Origin of the sequence: Flavobacterium sp. M31R6 (assembly GCF_013284035.1) — a bacterium.
Taxonomy (GTDB): domain Bacteria; phylum Bacteroidota; class Bacteroidia; order Flavobacteriales; family Flavobacteriaceae; genus Flavobacterium.
Genome location: NZ_CP054141.1, coordinates 129,866 through 145,685 on the forward strand (window position 1 = coordinate 129,866; position 15,820 = coordinate 145,685).

The following is a 15,820-nucleotide window of genomic DNA, read 5'->3' on the forward strand; positions in this document are numbered from 1 at the left end:
AAAATATTTACTTAATATCAACTTTTGGATGTCGTAGTATTTGCGTTGAAAAAAGTGCTTTTTTAAAGTGCTTTTTTCCTAAAAAAGGAAAAAAGCACTTCTTAAAAACAAAGGAAACATCAAAATATATAACTGACATTTGTTACTGTTTTATTTTAAAATGTTACATTTTTTACATCAAAAACCGTTATTTTATAATACAATAGCGATAAATTTGCCAATTATTAAAAACAACAATAAACTAAGTGTTAGTTGTTCGATTAAAAAAAATGTATCGACTGTTGCAAATAGTACCCTTTCCAAAATAAAGCAGTAATAGTTTGCTCTTCAAAATACAGAAATGTTTGGGTATCGTATAAAACGAAATATTGCAATTGACGGCAACATATCTTTTTTTTACTTTTGAACTTCGATTATAACAGCATCAAGTTACTATTGTTATAACAATTACAATTAAAAAAAAACAAAATGAGTACTACATTATTCGACAAAGTATGGGATTCGCACGTGGTGCGTAAAATAGAAGATGGACCAGATGTGTTTTTTATTGACCGTCATTTTATTCACGAGGTGACTAGTCCTGTTGCTTTTTTAGGTTTAAAAGAAAGAGGTATCAAGGTATTGTATCCTGAGCGTACTTTTGCAACGGCTGACCACAACACTCCTACTATAAACCAACACTTACCTGTTGCTGATGCTTTATCTGCCAACCAATTGAAAGCGCTGGAAGACAATGCAGCTGAATATGGTATTTCACACTGGGGATTGGGACATCAAAAAAATGGTATCGTTCACGTTGTAGGTCCTGAAAACGGAATTACATTACCGGGTGCGACTATTGTTTGTGGTGACTCACATACTTCTACTCACGGTGCTTTTGGAGCTATTGCTTTTGGTATCGGAACTTCAGAAGTGGAAATGGTATTGGCTACTCAATGTATTATGCAGCCTAAGCCTAAGAAAATGCGCATCAATGTAAATGGAACTTTAAGTAAAGGTGTGGGACCAAAAGACGTTGCATTATATATCATTTCACAATTGACTACTTCAGGCGGAACTGGATATTTTGCGGAATATGCCGGAAATGTTTTTGAAGAAATGTCAATGGAAGGTCGTATGACCGTATGTAACTTGAGTATCGAAATGGGTGCCCGTGGTGGTATGATTGCTCCTGACCAAAAAACTTTCGATTTCTTAGAAGGTCGTCTATATGCTCCAAAAGGAGAAGCTTGGACAAAAGCAGTTGAGTACTGGAAAACTTTAAAAACCGATGCTGATGCCGTTTTTGATGCAGAATTGAACATCGATGCAGCCGATATTGAACCAATGATTACTTATGGTACAAATCCTGGAATGGGAATTGGTATCACAAAACATATTCCAAACGCCAACCAAGTGGAAGGTGGCGAGGAAACTTATAAAAAATCTTTAGCCTATATGGGCTTCAACGAAGATGACGTGATGATTGGGAAACCAATTGATTTTGTTTTCCTAGGAAGTTGTACTAATGGTCGTATTGAAGATTTTAGAGCTTTTACAGAAATTGTCAAAGGAAGAAAAAAAGCAGATAATGTTACTGCTTGGTTAGTTCCAGGTTCTCACGTTGTTGAAGCACAAATCAAAGAAGAAGGTCTTTTGGACATACTTACAGAAGCTGGTTTTGTATTGCGTCAGCCAGGTTGTTCAGCTTGTTTAGCAATGAACGACGATAAAGTTCCTGCCGGAAAATATGCGGTAAGTACATCAAACAGAAACTTCGAAGGTCGTCAAGGTCCCGGTTCAAGAACGCTATTGGCTAGCCCAATTATGGCTGCCGCTGCTGCCGTTACAGGAAAACTGACAGATCCAAGAGATTTGTTTTAAAAGATTTGAGATTGAAGATTAACGATTTTTGATTTCAGATTTCGTTAATCCACAAATTTCTTTTACAATACACAATTTAGATTACACAAAATAACATTAACGTTTTTCGATATCATTTCCCTTACGGCAAATCTAAAATCGTTAATCAAAAATCAAAAATCACAATGGCATACGATAAATTTAACATCCTTACGAGTAGTGCAGTGCCTCTACCAATAGAAAACGTGGATACCGATCAAATCATTCCTGCTCGTTTCTTGAAAGCTACTAAACGTGAAGGTTTTGGAGATAACCTTTTCAGAGACTGGAGATACAATGGAGACGATACTCCAAAAGCAGATTTCGTTTTAAACGATAAAACATACAGCGGAAAAATATTAGTGGGCGGAAAAAACTTTGGTTCGGGTTCTTCAAGAGAGCACGCAGCTTGGGCAGTTTACGATTACGGATTCCGTGCTGTTGTTTCTAGTTTCTTTGCAGATATCTTCAAAGGAAACTGTTTGAACATTGGTGTTTTGCCAGTTCAAGTAAGCCCAGAATTTGCTGAAACTATTTTCAAAGCAATCGAAGCAGATCCAAATACAGAATTGGAAATTAATTTGCCTGAGCAAACCATTACGCTTAAAGTAACTGGTCAAAAAGAATCTTTTGACATTAATGGATACAAAAAGAACAATATGATTAACGGATTTGATGATATTGATTACTTGCAAAACATTAAAGAAGAAATCACAGGGTTTGCAGATAAACTGCCTTACTAAAAAAAAAAATACAATTAGTTAAGAAACCCGACACATTTTTTAAATCTGTCGGGTTTGTATATAAAAATAGATATGGTTTTAGAAATGGCTGTTTTGCAGGTAATAAAAGGAAAAGAGCAAAATTTTGAAAGAGATTTTGCAGTTGCCAGCCATTTTATAGAATCGATTCCAGGTTATGCAAGTCATAGTTTGAGAAAATGCATTGAGGAGGAAAATAAATATCTTTTATTGGTTAATTGGAAGAAATTAGAAGACCATACTGTTGAATTTAGAGAATCAGAAGCCTATCTAGAATGGAAAAAATTGTTACATCATTATTACAATCCGTTCCCTATTGTGGAGCATTATGAAATAGTTTTGGAGAACAAAAAATAATTTTAAATCATGGACATGAAATCAACATTATCTGAAATACAACAGCGTTTTGACAATGAAGTAGCCCGTTTTTCTAATTTAGAAACAGGCCAAATCAGTACAGTTGATGCCACTTTGAGTTTAGAATTATTGACCCAAGCAGCTAGTGCCTGTTGTCCTGATGCCAAACAAGTTTTGGATTTGGGCTGTGGTGCGGGTAATTACACTTTAAAATTATTAGGGCTTATTCCCGATTTTGACTCCACTTTGATTGATTTGAGTCAACCAATGTTGGATAAAGCGAAAGAAAGAATCTTCAAAGCTTCAGAAGGAAAAATCACTACTATTCAAACTGATTTTTTGAATATGGAATTGCCGGAAGATTTTTTTGATATTGTAGTAACGGGAGCGGCGATGCACCATTTAAGATCTGATGAAGAATGGGAAACTGTTTTTTCTAAAATATATAAAAGTCTAAAAAAGGGAGGTTGTTTTTGGATTTCAGATTTAATAAAACACGATCATCCCGCAATTGACCAATTGATGTGGAAGCGTTATGCGGAATATTTAGAAGGTGTAGGAGGAAAAGCCTATCAAGAAAATGTGTTTGCTTACATTGCCAAAGAAGACACACCTCGTTCTGTAATCTATCAATTGGATGTGTTGAAAAAAGTAGATTTTTCGTATGTCGATGTTTTACATAAAAACAGTAATTTTTCTGTGTTTGGAGGTATAAAATAAATTTATGAAGGAGAACAAACACATACATAGAGACAATCAAGAAGCTAATAAAGTATACAATGACAGAAGTCTAGCAAATGACTACAGACATCTATCCTCTATTTTAAAACCAGGAATGAAAGTTTTAGATATTGGCTGTGCAACAGGTTTTATTTCAAAAGACATTGCAACTATAGTTGGAGAAAACGGAAAAGTTATTGGAATTGACAATACCGAAAGTTTAATTTTAAACGGAAGGGAATCGCATAAGGAAATAAAGAATTTAGAATTAATTTATATTGATTTATTTGATTTCAATCCAGAAGAAAAATTTGATTTAATTGTTTCTGCCAGAGTATTGCAATGGTTGAGTAATCCAAAAGAGGCTTTATTAAAAATGAAATCACTTTTGAAACCAAATGGTCAAATTTCAATTTTGGATTATGATCACACGAATCTAAATTGGAATCCGCCACCGCCAGAAAGTATGCAGACTTTTTACGATACGTTCTTGAAGTGGAGACACGATGCTGGAATGAATAATAGAATTGCCGAAGATTTGCCACATTTATTAGAAGAAGCAGGTTTTCATTCTGTCGAAAAAATAAATTCTGATGAACTTTATAATGACGAACGTTCAGATTACAAATCGAAAATAGGGATTTGGTCAAAAGTGGCAGGTTCACTTCAAATGGTAGAAGAAGGTTATTTGGACAATGAATTAAGATTGAAGGCCATAGAAGAATACAACCGTTGGATAGAAACCAAAGCGATTTCTATGACAATGAAATTAAATGAAGTGCGAGGAAAAATATAAAATTTTTAATAATGAATTTCAAACCCAGCACGATTGAAGATATAGACAGCATTTTTGAATTTTATGATATGGCAATAGCCTATCAAAAAACTAAGTTCAACAAACAATGGCAAGGTTTTGACAGAGCATTAGTGGAAAAAGAAATTGATGAAAACCGCCAATGGAAAATTATAATTGATAATGAAATTGCTTGTGTTTTTGCGATAACATTCGAAGACAAAAGCATTTGGAAAGAAAAAAATATCGACAAAGCCGTTTATTTTCATCGAATTGTGACGCATCCAAAATTTAGAGGTCATCATTTTGTAGAAAAAATAATCGATTGGGGATTGCAATTTGCAAAAGAAAATAATTTGGATTTTTTGAGAATGGATACTTGGGGAGATAACGATTCCTTAATTGAATATTATCAAAAATGTGGTTTTAATTTCCTTGGAGTTATCACCCCAGATTATGAAGGTTTACCCAAACATTATACAGGAATAACATTGAGTCTATTTGAAATTAAAGTAGAATAGTAAAAACATATAATACCCTTTTTAAAAGGAATACAAAAAGCAATATGGAAAAAAGAAAAATTGAAATAATGGATACTACACTTCGCGATGGTGAACAAACCTCGGGAGTATCTTTTTCTGCTGCAGAAAAGTTAACCATTGCGCAATTATTGCTAGAAGAACTAAATATTGACCGTATCGAAATTGCATCAGCTCGTGTAAGTGAAGGTGAATTTCAAGGTGTAAGCGGAATTATGTCTTGGGCTGAGGAGAAAGGATATACGGACAGAATTGAAGTATTGGCTTTTGTAGATGGCGGAATTTCTATCGAATGGATGAAAAAAGCTGGAGCCAAAGTTCAAAACTTATTGACCAAAGGTTCTTTAAATCATTTGACCCATCAATTAAAAAAAACACCGGAACAGCATTTTGCCGAAATTTCACAATCTATTGCTTTAGCAAATGAAAACGGAATTTCTACCAATGTCTATCTGGAAGACTGGAGCAACGGTATGCGTAATTCTCCTGAATATGTTTTTCAATATTTGGATTTTTTGGTAACACAACCCGTTAAAAGAATATTATTACCCGATACTCTAGGTGTTCTTATTCCATCGGACACTTTTGATTTTATATCTAAAATCACTGCAAAATACCCCAACATTCATTTTGATTTCCACGCTCACAACGATTATGATTTAAGCGTTGCCAATGTGATGGAAGCTGTAAAAGCAGGTATCAATGGATTGCACGTTACCGTAAACGGAATGGGAGAACGAGCTGGAAATGCTCCGCTTGAAAGTACTGTTGCTGTGATTAATGATTTTATGCCCGAGGTAAAAATCAATATCAAAGAATCCTCATTATATTCGGTAAGCAAACTTGTTGAAACATTTACTGGCTATAGAATTCCCGCCAACAAACCTATTGTAGGTGATAATGTTTTTACACAAACTGCAGGAATCCACGCGGATGGAGACAACAAAAACAATCTGTATTTTAACGATTTACTTCCAGAACGTTTTGGAAGAAAACGAAAATATGCTTTAGGAAAAACATCCGGCAAAGCCAATATCGAAAAAAATCTTCAAGAATTGGGATTGAAACTAAACCCCGAAGATTTAAAATTGGTAACTCAACGAATCATCGAATTGGGAGATAAAAAAGAAACTGTTACCAAAGAGGATTTGCCATACATCATTTCAGATGTATTGGACAGTCAGTCTTATGAGGAAAAAATAGTAGTAGAATCGTATGTATTGGTTCACGCTAAAGGATTACGCCCTTCGACTACTTTATGTTTAAAAATCGATGGTGAAGTTTTTGAAGAAAATGCACAAGGTGACGGTCAATTTGATGCTTTTATGAATGCTCTTTCCAAAATTTATAAAAACAAAAAGATGATTTTGCCTAAATTAGTCGATTATGCGGTTCGTATTCCTCCAGGCAGTAGCTCGGATGCGTTATGCGAAACCATCATCACTTGGACCAACAACGGAAAAGAATTTAAAACAAGAGGACTTGATTCCGACCAGACCGTTGCAGCTATCATTGCCACTCAAAAAATGTTAAATGTGGTGGTGATTTAAAATAAAATTACAATTGAAAAAAATCTATTAAAAATATAATTAAAAATTAACAACAATGAAATTCAACATTGCCCTTTTAGCCGGAGACGGAATCGGACCAGAAGTAATTAACGAAGCAGTTAAAGTTTCAGATGCCATTGCCAAAAAATTCAACCACGAAATCACTTGGACACCTGCTCTTACAGGTGCTTGTGCTATTGATGCCGTTGGTGTTCCTTACCCAGACGAAACTCATGAAATTTGTATGGCTGCCGATGCTGTTCTTTTTGGAGCTATTGGACACCCAAAATACGACAACAATCCAAGCGCACCTGTTCGTCCAGAACAAGGTTTATTGTTAATGCGTAAAAAATTAGGTTTGTTTGCCAATGTACGTCCAACCTTTACATTCCCTTCATTAATTGACAATTCTCCATTAAAAAGAGAACGTATCGAAGGAACTGATTTGGTTTTCTTAAGAGAATTAACTGGAGGAATTTATTTCGGAGAAAAAGGAAGAAGAGACGACGGAGAAACTGCTTTTGACAATTGTGTGTACACTAGAGCTGAAGTTCAACGTTTGGCAAAAAAAGGTTTTGAACTAGCAATGACACGTTCTAAAAAATTGTGTTGTGTGGACAAAGCCAATGTACTAGAAACTTCTCGTTTGTGGAGAGAAACTGTTCAAGCCATGGAAAAAGATTATCCAGAGGTTGAAGTTAGTTATGAATTTGTTGATGCAGTTGCAATGCGTTTGGTACAATGGCCAAACTCTTATGATGTATTAATCACAGAGAATTTATTTGGAGACATTTTGACTGATGAAGCTTCTGTTATTTCAGGTTCAATGGGATTAATGCCATCAGCATCAGTTGGGGAACACACTTCATTATACGAGCCAATCCACGGATCTTATCCACAAGCAACTGGACTAAACATTGCCAATCCATTGGCTACTGTTTTATCAGCTGCAATGATGTTTGAAGATGCATTTGGATTGAAAGAAGAGGCCGATGCAATCAGAGCCGTAGTCAACAAATCATTGGAACAAGGAATTGTAACCGAAGATTTAGTTGCAAAAGGATCAAAAGCATATTCTACCAGTGAAGTAGGTGACTGGTTGGTAGCAAATTTGTAGATATATTATTAATAGAGGTGCACTGAAGTGCGCCTCTATTAATACAAAATGGAATAGAACAAAAAAGGTGTCAATTTACATTGACACCTTTTTAATATATGATTGAAAAAAATATTAATATCTTCCTCCTCTGTCTCCACCACCACGGTTATCTCCACCACGGCTGTTTCCACCACCATAACCTCCGCGAGAATCACCTCCACGGCTGTTGTTAAAACTTCTTCTTTCGCCTTCTGGTTTTGGTTCAGATTTGTTTACAACGATCGCACGTCCTTGAACAGTAGCTCCGTTCAATTCGTCAATTGCCTTTTGAGCTTCATCATCATTTGTCATTTCAACAAAACCGAATCCTTTACTTCTTCCTGTAAATTTATCTGTGATAATTTTAACTGAATCAACTGCTCCGTAAGCCTCGAAAGACTCTCTTAAATCTGCTTCCTCAATACTGAATGGAAGACTTCCAACAAAAATATTCATAAGTACTTATTTATAATAATTGAAGCAAATGTACTCTATTTTTTTTCTAAACAACTATAAATTAGCTTATTTATGATATTATTTATGATATGCCCCCATTTTACTTTTTGACAAAACTCTATTTCAACAATGAAAAACTAACTTTTATTCCTTTATTAATTTAAGAATCAACCTAAATAGTTTCTCCAAGTCTCACAATTATTTTTTTTAAACAAAAAATATAATTCATTTTCTTTTGATTCCGAATCAATTTTTGCACTTAAAATATTTTTATTTTGTGGCTAGTGTTAATGGTACTTTGTAAAAAATCCCTTTTTGAAAATTTACATTTGGATTCGTCGAAAGATCTGCTGACACGTTTAATGCATTAAATTTAAATTCACCCGTAATAGTATGGTTTACCGCGTCTAATTCAGTGATTACAATTTGTCCATCACCACTATTTATGCCAGTTGAAAAAACAGTCTTTACATCCCCAACTTTTTCAACCAATGTTGCTTTATTAGCAAGGTCAATACCTAAAGGATACGTTTTAACCGATGTTGCCGAAGCTTTCAAGGTTAAAACTTCGTTTTTTTGATAGGCCTCTATAGTCAAAGAACCATCAGCAGCTTGAACAGCGGTAAATAAAGTGGCTCTCCAAACCACATTGTCTTTTAATCCTTGAACAGCAGGATTATTAAATTTAACTTGATCCTCGCAGGATACTAAAATAAAAAACAGGGCTATAATCGAAAAGAACCTACTCATAAAATTGATTTTGATTCACAAAAATAAAGGTTTTGGAGCTCATTTGCGAGTTTTCTTATTCAAAAGAAAACTAAAAAAACAGCTAACAAACTATTAATCATTAAAATAATAAACTTTTTAGATAGTTTCGATAAAAGATGTATCTTTGCACCCTTAATTAATCGAGGTCGAGTACCTCAAAATTTAATCATACGATTATGTCAGTAAAAATTAGATTACAAAGACACGGAAAAAAAGGAAAACCTTTTTACTGGGTTGTAGCTGCAGATGCACGCTCAAAAAGAGATGGTAAATACCTAGAAAAAATTGGTACTTACAATCCAAACACAAACCCTGCAACTATCGATTTAAATCTTGATAGCGCAGTAAAATGGTTGCACAATGGTGCACAACCAACTGATACAGCAAAAGCTATTCTTTCTTACAAAGGTGCTTTATTGAAACACCACCTAGATGGAGGTATTCGTAAAGGTGCTTTGACTCAAGAACAAGCTGATGCAAAATTAGCTGCTTGGTTAGAAGCTAAAGCTGGAAAAGTTGATGCTAAAAAAGAAGGCTTAACTAAAGCGCAAGCTGATGCTAAAGCTAAAGCTTTTAAAGCAGAACAAGAAGTAAATGCAAAACGTTTAGCTGCTGCTGCACAAGCTGAAGCTGATGCTATTGCTGCTGCAACTCCTGCTGTTGAAGAAGAAGTTGTTGCTGAAGCTGAAGAAGCTCCTGCTGCTGAAGAAAATAACGAAACAACTGAAGCATAATTTAGAAGGCGAAAATGCGTAAAGAAGATTGTTTCTATTTGGGTAAAATCGCCAAAAAATTTAGTTTCAAAGGGGAAGTTCTTGCTTATTTAGACACGGACGAACCTGAGTTATACGAAAACTTGGAATCAGTGTTTGTTGAATGCAACAAACACTTGGTTCCTTTTTTTATTGAAAACAGCTCATTACACAAAAATGATTTCCTCAGAATTCGTTTTGAAGATATCAATACCGAAGAGGAGGCCGATACACTACTAGGAAACGACCTGTATCTTCCTTTGAAAATGTTACCTAAACTTTCAGGTAATAAATTCTACTTTCATGAAGTTATTGGCTTTGAAGTAGAAGACAAACGTATTGGATATGTTGGAGAAATCCAATCCATCAACGACACCACTGCTCAACCTCTTTTTGAAGTACTCAAAGGAGATACCGAGATTTTAATCCCAATGATTGACCATTTTCTTGTAAAAATTGACAGGGAAAACAAAAAAGTAATTATGGATTTACCGGAAGGATTGATCGAAATGTACCTTTAGAAAGTTTAATCGGTAATTTACCTATTCGGTTAATCGAAAAATCTAAAATCTTTATGTCTAAATTCCAATTCAAACAATTTTCTCTGCAACAAGATCGTTGTGCAATGAAAATTGGAACTGATAGCGTATTATTGGGGGCATGGACTCCGATAGAAAACAATCCTTTTAGCATTTTGGATATTGGAACCGGAACCGGAATTATAGCTTTGATGCTGGCGCAAAGAAGTTATGCCGAGCAAATTGATGCACTTGAAATTGACGAAAATGCTTATGAACAAGCTGTGGACAATTTTGAAAATTCACCTTGGGGAGATCGTTTATTCTGCTTTCACGCTGGAGTGGATGAATTTGTAGAAGAACCCGAAGATGAATATGACTTAATCGTTTCCAATCCTCCCTTTTATACCGAAGATTACAAAACTGAAAACCCACAACGTGATTTGGCTCGTTTTTCTGATGCTTTGCCTTTTGAAGATCTAATTGAAGCAGCAGCATTACTACTTTCTGAAAATGGAATATTTAGCGTTATTATTCCTTTTAAGGAAGAAGAAAACTTTATAGCTATTGCCAAAGAATACGAATTACACCCCATTAAAATCACTAGAGTTAGAGGCAATCTGACTTCGGATATCAAGCGTAGTTTATTGGCTTTCAGCCGAAATGAAAGTGACACTATTTTGACAGATGAACTGATTATCGAAACAGGCAGACATATCTATACTCCTGAATACATCGAATTGACAAAAGACTTTTATTTGAAAATGTAGTCTTTTTTAATTTTCACATCTTCCCTTGTCAATTCAAAATATTATTCTCGTTTTAGCCCCTTGACAGCATCCTTTTTTGAACACGCCAAACTGATTTTCATTCAAAAAAATAGTTACGCTACAATACTTCACTATAAACTATTTTTGTTTTTTTGTGAGAAAACGAGTTATCTTTCCGTATCAACCCTTTACTATTAAATGTTAAAATTTTACAAAAAAATTCATATATTTGATTGGATTGAAACAAATTAAGACTTTCACATTGTCATTATATAACTCATAAAAACAATTTCAGGACAGGTTTAGTAGTCATTAATACAAAACCACAATAATCAATTTTTAAAAAGTAGCTAAAACTCATCTTAAAAATAGAACCGAATGAAAAAACATTTACTTCTCATAACTTTTTTTTTATTGTCACTAAAATTTTTTGGTCAAAGTCCAGCACCAACTATTTCTAATAAAAAATTTTCAATTGGAAGCTACGGGCGAGCAGGAATAGCGTATAGTCTTGGAGCTCCAGACACTGAATTTCCACAATCTCTCAATTTAAATGGGATGGGATCTATCGGAGGTAGATTTGAAGAAAACGATTATTTTGAGTTAGCTGCTGCAATGCACTTTACTCCAACTATTGCCAGCAATGACACTACCCGAATTAATGTTCAGGCACGATTTGCATTTTATACTACTCAAGGTCAATTAATAGGAAACGTATCCAACAAGTCTATTGGAGGAATTACAACCGCTTTACCTGAATTATTTGCCGAAGCCAATAATATAATGGGCACTAATTGGAGTATTTGGCTAGGAGCACGATTATTTCGAGGTGATGATATACATATTATTGACCATTATTATTTTGATGATCATTCAGGGCAAGGTGTTGGAATAAGACACAAAAACACTCAGTTTTCTGTAATTTTTACCGGTTCAATAGATACTACATCGACATTACCTCCCAATTTCTACCTTAACATTGTGAATGGAACTCCTTCCTTGGGATTACGCAACAGATATGTCTCTATATTAGAACATACCTTAATAACTAAGAAAGGTTATGTAAAATTACTAGGTGAATTTCAAAGACTCCCTTCAGGAACTTCTAAAGACGCAACCACAAAATACAATTACCCTGCTGATATTGGCTATGTTGTTGGTGCCAAATATTTTAAAAACATTTCATCCAAATTACCGGGTTCCTTTAATGCGATAAGTGCCCGTTATGGTACCGGAATTGCCAATGGTGGTGATGGAGGCAGTAGTAAAACTTATATAACTTATGGAGGACCAAACTTGGAAACAAATAGTTTCAGAAAAGCCTATTCACTTGCCCTTACAGAAACTTTTTTATTGAATTTTAACAAAAATTATTCTCTGAATGGATATGCAATTTATACTAAAAGCAGAGGCGCTAGCGACAGTCTAAACACCACTACAGATTATCTGGGCAAACAAATATTATTCAACAGAAAACAGGATATCGCTTTTGGAGCAAGAGGCACTTGGTACATCAAAAATTGGTTGCATTTACTTCATGAAGTTGATCTGGCTTGGCGAAAGGACGGTACGCAGGATTTTGCACAAATGACCAAATTCACTATTGCTCCAACATTAGTCCCAACATCAGAGCGAGATGTTTGGGCAAGACCGCACTTTAGATTTGTTTATAGCATAGCGCATTATAACAAATTTGCATCCAACAACCTCTACTCACCATACCTGACTCAAAGTGGTATCAAAAGCTGGGGACAATATATAGGGGCCAAAGTTGAGTGGTGGATATGGTAAATAAGAAAACCCTAGCATCTTGAGATTAAAAAATCACAAAATTACTAGGGCTTAAAATTAATTACAACAAAATTCATTTTGTCAAAATCATGCAGTAGGTTTAAAACATAATTTCTTGACTTAAAGATTCTTGATATGCTATTCACTACTTTGCTATGCAGAATGTGCTTTCTGGATCAACATCTCCATCTGGTATATTTTTACAATGAAAAGTTCTTTTAATCGTAAAACAATCACCATCTATACTCATAACATCTACCGCTATCCTATCACCAACCTCGATTTGACTCTCCACACTTTTTTTAGTACAAGTGACTTCATATTGACAATCAGTCACCCACTTTACACTCCATGACATTTGTAACACTCCATTATCATAACTTTCTTGAGTATTGCCTTTTATTACAAAAGTTTTTTTAGGATAATCTGGGTTGTATGCTTTTATGTTTTTCAATTTAGCACAATCTAAGGCTTGTGAATACCCTATTGCTCCTACTACTAGAAATAAAATAAGTACAATTTTCTTTTTCATAATTTTGATTTGGGTTAATTTGAGGGAAAAATAAAGAATTAAAAACTATTCATTTATTTAGCAATATTACAAAATTGTGTAGCTCAATCCAACACTTCCTCTTCACTTTCTTGATATAACATAACTACCTGTTAATCTATAATATACATCACAATACTGTGTATTAGATTACTTTTTTAATAAAATAAAAATAGTTTATAACGGAAATAATGTTTGAAATTCTTTAATTATTTTAAACTAATATTTCCTTCATCAGCTCCAGCTGTTTGACTGTAAATTATTTTAGCATTACGAAACGCTTTTAAATACATTACCATATACTCAGTTCTATCAAATTATTTTTTCTATAAAAATTATTTTATAACAATTTATTTTAGTTTTGTTATATTTCTTTATGTAGATTTGTAACAATAAAACCGTTATATCATGAGACCAGATTTATTCCAAGCCCCAGATTATTACAATCTAGATGATTTATTAAGTGAGGAACACAAACTTGTTCGTGACTCCGCCCGTGCTTGGGTAAAACGTGAAGTTTCTCCCATTATAGAAGAATATGCCCAAAAAGCTGAATTTCCAAAACAAATTATAAAAGGACTCGGTGAAATAGGTGGTTTTGGACCTTATATCCCCGTAGAATATGGTGGAGCAGGGTTAGATCAAATCTCTTATGGGCTAATTATGCAAGAGATTGAACGAGGTGATTCAGGTGTTCGTTCAACTTCGTCAGTACAATCTTCGTTGGTAATGTACCCTATTTGGAAATATGGAAATGAAGAGCAAAGAATGAAATATTTACCAAAATTAGCCACAGGAGAATTCATGGGTTGTTTTGGTTTGACCGAGCCTAATTATGGTTCAGATCCAGGAAGTATGATTACTAATTTCAAAGATATGGGCGACCATTATCTTTTGAATGGTGCGAAAATGTGGATTTCGAATGCTCCATTCGCAGATATTGCCATTGTTTGGGCAAAAAATGAAGAAGGAAGAATACACGGATTAATCGTAGAACGTGGAATGGAAGGTTTTACAACTCCTGAAACGCATAACAAATGGTCACTTCGCGCTTCCTCTACTGGAGAATTGATTTTTGACAATGTAAAAGTACCAAAAGAGAATTTATTACCTAATAAATCTGGATTAGGAGCACCGTTAGGTTGTTTGGATTCTGCTCGTTATGGAATTGCGTGGGGCGCTATTGGTGCTGCAATGGATTGTTATGACACTGCTTTGCGTTATGCCAAAGAAAGAATTCAGTTTGACAAGCCTATTGCGGGAACTCAATTGCAGCAAAAGAAACTAGCCGAAATGATTACCGAAATCACCAAAGCGCAATTACTAACTTGGAGACTTGGAGTTCTAAGGAATGAAGGAAGAGCAACCACTGCCCAAATCTCTATGGCTAAAAGAAACAATGTAGACATGGCAATTCATATTGCCCGTGAAGCTAGACAAATGTTAGGAGGAATGGGAATTACCGGAGAATATTCCATCATGCGCCATATGATGAACCTAGAATCAGTAATTACATATGAAGGAACTCACGACATTCATTTATTGATTACAGGAATGGACATCACTGGAATTCCTGCTTTCAAATAGAACTAAACAACTATTAAAGTATTTATAAAATTGATAGTCAAAGCTTCTTGGTAACGAGAAGCTTTTTTAATTTTACACTAAAAAGAAACTCAATGAATATTGCAACAATCAACTCAGGCATTCAAACGCAAAAACAACAATTATTAAACCATTCTTTATACAAAAAAATAAATACTCTTGAAGATTTACATCACTTCTTAGAAAACCATGTATATGCAGTTTGGGATTTTATGTCTTTGTTAAAAGCTTTGCAAAATAAATTAACCTGTACTTCAACACCTTGGTTTGCGACACCAAATCCTGAAACCAGATATTTAATCAATGAAATTGTGCTGGCAGAGGAAAGTGATTTAAGCATCGACGGTCGACGTTTAAGCCATTTTGAAATGTACATAGAAGCAATGCAAGATTGCGGTGCCAAAACAATTGGTATTGAACTTTTTTTAGAAGAGGTTAATTCACTTCACAATATATTTGTTGCCATCAAAAAAAGTGATCTACATCCAAATATAAAAGAGTTTCTTGACTTTACGTTTAGAGTTATTGAAGAAGGCAAACCGCACAAAATAGCCGCAGCATTTACCTTTGGTAGAGAAGATTTGATTCCGAAAATGTTTACAGAAATCTTAAAAAATTTTCAGTCCAAATTCCCTGATAATGATTTAAGTAAATTACTTTATTACTTTGAAAGACATATCGAATTGGATGCTGATGAGCATGGCCCAATGGCAATGAAGATGATTACCGAACTATGTGGTGAGGATTCAAAAAAATGGTCGGAAGTGGAAGAAATTTCGATTCTGGCTTTAGAAAAAAGAATAGGTCTTTGGGATGCTATTGAAGAACAAATTCTCCTAAAAGCCGAAATGGTTTAATAAAATAAGTA

17 protein-coding genes are annotated in these 15,820 nt (G+C 34.5%); 14 read left to right on the forward strand and 3 right to left on the reverse strand.

From position 1 onward, the window contains the following. Positions 1–468: 468 nt before the first annotated feature. The 8 genes from leuC (at position 469) to leuB (ending at position 7,718) form a co-directional block, all read left to right on the forward strand. Positions 469–1,863 (forward strand): 3-isopropylmalate dehydratase large subunit, encoded by a 1,395-nt coding sequence (gene leuC / locus HQN62_RS00550; RefSeq protein ID WP_173502925.1) that lies wholly within the window; start codon positions 469–471, stop codon positions 1,861–1,863. 164 nt (positions 1,864–2,027) lie between these two features. Continuing rightward, positions 2,028–2,624 carry a 3-isopropylmalate dehydratase small subunit gene (gene leuD, locus HQN62_RS00555; RefSeq protein WP_116796909.1) on the forward strand — a complete coding sequence of 199 codons (597 nt, stop codon included), beginning with the start codon at positions 2,028–2,030 and terminating at the stop codon, positions 2,622–2,624. A gap of 54 nt (positions 2,625–2,678) precedes the next feature. Then, on the forward strand, positions 2,679–2,999 hold the full coding sequence (locus HQN62_RS00560; protein WP_254454462.1) for an antibiotic biosynthesis monooxygenase family protein: 321 nt from the start codon (positions 2,679–2,681) through the stop codon (positions 2,997–2,999). 15 nt (positions 3,000–3,014) lie between these two features. Continuing rightward, positions 3,015–3,719 (forward strand): class I SAM-dependent methyltransferase, encoded by a 705-nt coding sequence (locus tag HQN62_RS00565; RefSeq protein WP_217362504.1) that lies wholly within the window; start codon positions 3,015–3,017, stop codon positions 3,717–3,719. A gap of 4 nt (positions 3,720–3,723) precedes the next feature. After that, complete coding sequence (locus HQN62_RS00570; protein WP_173502927.1) at positions 3,724–4,515, forward strand: methyltransferase domain-containing protein; 792 nt, start codon at positions 3,724–3,726, stop codon at positions 4,513–4,515. Between the two features lie 11 nt (positions 4,516–4,526). Further along, positions 4,527–5,033, forward strand: coding sequence for a GNAT family N-acetyltransferase (locus HQN62_RS00575; RefSeq protein ID WP_173502928.1), 507 nt, complete (start codon positions 4,527–4,529; stop codon positions 5,031–5,033). A gap of 44 nt (positions 5,034–5,077) precedes the next feature. After that, positions 5,078–6,601, forward strand: coding sequence for an alpha-isopropylmalate synthase regulatory domain-containing protein (locus tag HQN62_RS00580; protein WP_173502929.1), 1,524 nt, complete (start codon positions 5,078–5,080; stop codon positions 6,599–6,601). Between the two features lie 55 nt (positions 6,602–6,656). Further along, a complete protein-coding gene (leuB, locus tag HQN62_RS00585) occupies positions 6,657–7,718 on the forward strand; it encodes a 3-isopropylmalate dehydrogenase (RefSeq protein WP_116796905.1) in 1,062 nt (353 codons plus the stop codon). 114 nt (positions 7,719–7,832) lie between these two features. On the opposite strand, the gene HQN62_RS00590 is transcribed toward leuB, so the two are convergent. Together HQN62_RS00590 and HQN62_RS00595 are read right to left on the reverse strand one after the other, a co-directional pair. After that, on the reverse strand, positions 7,833–8,195 hold the full coding sequence (locus HQN62_RS00590; RefSeq protein WP_111408102.1) for an RNA recognition motif domain-containing protein: 363 nt from the start codon (positions 8,193–8,195) through the stop codon (positions 7,833–7,835). Between the two features lie 270 nt (positions 8,196–8,465). Beyond that, the gene (locus tag HQN62_RS00595; RefSeq protein WP_173502930.1) at positions 8,466–8,945 is read right to left on the reverse strand and encodes a DUF6252 domain-containing protein; all 480 of its coding nucleotides are present in this window, start codon (positions 8,943–8,945) and stop codon (positions 8,466–8,468) included. A 197-nt stretch (positions 8,946–9,142) separates the two neighbouring features. Between HQN62_RS00595 and HQN62_RS00600 the strand changes: the two genes are divergently transcribed. The 4 genes from HQN62_RS00600 to HQN62_RS00615 all read left to right on the forward strand — a co-directional run bounded on the left by HQN62_RS00600 (position 9,143) and on the right by HQN62_RS00615 (position 12,797). Beyond that, positions 9,143–9,700 (forward strand): 30S ribosomal protein S16, encoded by a 558-nt coding sequence (locus HQN62_RS00600; RefSeq protein ID WP_116796903.1) that lies wholly within the window; start codon positions 9,143–9,145, stop codon positions 9,698–9,700. Positions 9,701–9,714: 14 nt separating this feature from the next. Further along, the gene (rimM, locus tag HQN62_RS00605) at positions 9,715–10,239 is read left to right on the forward strand and encodes a ribosome maturation factor RimM (protein WP_116796902.1); all 525 of its coding nucleotides are present in this window, start codon (positions 9,715–9,717) and stop codon (positions 10,237–10,239) included. A 53-nt stretch (positions 10,240–10,292) separates the two neighbouring features. Further along, positions 10,293–11,006 carry a tRNA1(Val) (adenine(37)-N6)-methyltransferase gene (locus HQN62_RS00610; RefSeq protein ID WP_173502931.1) on the forward strand — a complete coding sequence of 238 codons (714 nt, stop codon included), beginning with the start codon at positions 10,293–10,295 and terminating at the stop codon, positions 11,004–11,006. 378 nt (positions 11,007–11,384) lie between these two features. Continuing rightward, entirely contained in the window at positions 11,385–12,797 is a 1,413-nt protein-coding gene (locus HQN62_RS00615; protein WP_173502932.1) for a carbohydrate porin, read from the forward strand. A 145-nt stretch (positions 12,798–12,942) separates the two neighbouring features. On the opposite strand, the gene HQN62_RS00620 is transcribed toward HQN62_RS00615, so the two are convergent. Beyond that, the gene (locus HQN62_RS00620; protein ID WP_173502933.1) at positions 12,943–13,329 is read right to left on the reverse strand and encodes a hypothetical protein; all 387 of its coding nucleotides are present in this window, start codon (positions 13,327–13,329) and stop codon (positions 12,943–12,945) included. A 426-nt stretch (positions 13,330–13,755) separates the two neighbouring features. On the opposite strand from HQN62_RS00620, the gene HQN62_RS00625 reads away from it, so the two are divergent. After that, positions 13,756–14,934 (forward strand): acyl-CoA dehydrogenase family protein, encoded by a 1,179-nt coding sequence (locus HQN62_RS00625; RefSeq protein ID WP_077374064.1) that lies wholly within the window; start codon positions 13,756–13,758, stop codon positions 14,932–14,934. Between the two features lie 92 nt (positions 14,935–15,026). Then, positions 15,027–15,809 carry a DUF3050 domain-containing protein gene (locus HQN62_RS00630; protein WP_173502934.1) on the forward strand — a complete coding sequence of 261 codons (783 nt, stop codon included), beginning with the start codon at positions 15,027–15,029 and terminating at the stop codon, positions 15,807–15,809. Positions 15,810–15,820 lie beyond the last annotated feature (11 nt).

Bases quoted from the DNA above. Each gene is read 5' to 3' on its own strand.
- leuC (WP_173502925.1), top strand. From the start codon at position 469: ATGAGTACTACATTATTCGACAAAGTATGGGATTCGCACGTGGTGCGT.
- leuD (WP_116796909.1), top strand. From the start codon at position 2,028: ATGGCATACGATAAATTTAACATCCTTACGAGTAGTGCAGTGCCTCTA.
- HQN62_RS00565 (WP_217362504.1), top strand. From the start codon at position 3,015: ATGAAATCAACATTATCTGAAATACAACAGCGTTTTGACAATGAAGTA.
- HQN62_RS00570 (WP_173502927.1), top strand. From the start codon at position 3,724: ATGAAGGAGAACAAACACATACATAGAGACAATCAAGAAGCTAATAAA.
- HQN62_RS00575 (WP_173502928.1), top strand. From the start codon at position 4,527: ATGAATTTCAAACCCAGCACGATTGAAGATATAGACAGCATTTTTGAA.
- HQN62_RS00580 (WP_173502929.1), top strand. From the start codon at position 5,078: ATGGAAAAAAGAAAAATTGAAATAATGGATACTACACTTCGCGATGGT.
- leuB (WP_116796905.1), top strand. From the start codon at position 6,657: ATGAAATTCAACATTGCCCTTTTAGCCGGAGACGGAATCGGACCAGAA.
- HQN62_RS00590 (WP_111408102.1), bottom strand. From the start codon at position 8,195: ATGAATATTTTTGTTGGAAGTCTTCCATTCAGTATTGAGGAAGCAGAT.
- HQN62_RS00595 (WP_173502930.1), bottom strand. From the start codon at position 8,945: ATGAGTAGGTTCTTTTCGATTATAGCCCTGTTTTTTATTTTAGTATCC.
- HQN62_RS00600 (WP_116796903.1), top strand. From the start codon at position 9,143: ATGTCAGTAAAAATTAGATTACAAAGACACGGAAAAAAAGGAAAACCT.
- rimM (WP_116796902.1), top strand. From the start codon at position 9,715: ATGCGTAAAGAAGATTGTTTCTATTTGGGTAAAATCGCCAAAAAATTT.
- HQN62_RS00610 (WP_173502931.1), top strand. From the start codon at position 10,293: ATGTCTAAATTCCAATTCAAACAATTTTCTCTGCAACAAGATCGTTGT.
- HQN62_RS00615 (WP_173502932.1), top strand. From the start codon at position 11,385: ATGAAAAAACATTTACTTCTCATAACTTTTTTTTTATTGTCACTAAAA.
- HQN62_RS00620 (WP_173502933.1), bottom strand. From the start codon at position 13,329: ATGAAAAAGAAAATTGTACTTATTTTATTTCTAGTAGTAGGAGCAATA.
- HQN62_RS00625 (WP_077374064.1), top strand. From the start codon at position 13,756: ATGAGACCAGATTTATTCCAAGCCCCAGATTATTACAATCTAGATGAT.
- HQN62_RS00630 (WP_173502934.1), top strand. From the start codon at position 15,027: ATGAATATTGCAACAATCAACTCAGGCATTCAAACGCAAAAACAACAA.